Source organism: Acetobacter pomorum (assembly GCF_002738225.1).
Taxonomy (GTDB): domain Bacteria; phylum Pseudomonadota; class Alphaproteobacteria; order Acetobacterales; family Acetobacteraceae; genus Acetobacter; species Acetobacter pomorum.
Map to the genome: position 1 here is coordinate 1 of NZ_PEBQ01000091.1, position 1,179 is coordinate 1,179.

Below are 1,179 nucleotides of genomic sequence, written 5' to 3' on the forward strand. Positions count from 1 at the left end.
TTGAAGCCGCCGCATTGCCGAATAAATCCATCGTCTTCGGCGGAAAGAAGAACCTTCTGCGCAGGCAGAAGGGGCTGATCAGCAATACCGAATGGAAAACCATGAGGCTCCGCCCCATGACGTCCATCGGCGTGAGAAACTTTAACGGAAACCGGCATTTCCGTCTTTCGGAGAATGGCCGGGTATGCACACTCACTGTGCATAAAGTCCCGGTCACGCTGACCCTGCTGGAAATGCATGGGACATGCGGGAAACTGATCCGCGCGCTGACGATCGTCGCGCCAGACAAGGAAGTCTCGATCCAGTTCCGCATCGATAATTCTCACCTCCATCTCACGTTCAATGAGATGGACCTGCGCCGGCTGGCGCCAGGCGAAACGCTGACACTGGCAAGAGATCGCGAACTGGTAGCATCGGGCCGCCGGGCGCGCGGAAGAGGCCGCGGACCCGGATACGTCGCGCCTCGACCGAAGACCCCGGCCGCTGACCGGCCGGTTCATCCCCAGTGGCTGGACCCGGTGCCAGCCGCACCGGGACGGTGCGTCGGCATCGACCTCAACCCGAACTTCATAGGACTGACCGTGCTGGAGAACCGGGGAAACCCGAACGACCTGTCGGACTGCCGCGTTCTCGCCAGTCACTGCATCACGCTGGATATTCCGGCCAGCGCGTCAGACGACGCCACCCGCGAGGTTCTGTCCCGCGGCGCGGGACATGCCGTGCGTCTCGCACGGGCATGGAACGCAGGGCTGATCACGCTGGAGCATGGTCTGGGGAAACTCCGCTCACGCACGAAAAACCGTGCCGTAAACCGGACCATCAATTTCTGGGGCAGGACGATCATCCTCGCCAGTCTGACCCGCAGGGCCGGACTGGCCGGGGTGAGCGTCTCAACCGTCCCGGCGGCTTACAGCAGCACAATCGGGAATATGGTCTTCGACCTTCCCGATCCATGTGCCGCAGCCGCAGAAATCGCACGGCGGGGCCTCGCCCGCGCCAGCGACAGAGAGTCAGGCATTCTCCCGGACTACGATCCGGCTCTGATCCAGCCGCATGACCTATGGAAGGATCGTGCGACTGAACAGGGTCTTCTGCCCGATTTCGGGCGGGTCGGAAGCTGGGTGGAGTGCCACGGGGAAATCAAAACGGCGCAGATCGCGCTGTCCCGCCTGAATAGGC

Annotated in this window: 1 protein-coding gene; it reads left to right on the forward strand. The window is 62.4% G+C overall.

Features of this window, described 5'->3' with window-relative positions; translation table 11 throughout:
* A partial coding sequence (locus tag CSR02_RS16545) for a hypothetical protein (RefSeq protein WP_167384102.1) occupies nt 1–1,179 on the forward strand: 1,179 nt, incomplete at both ends.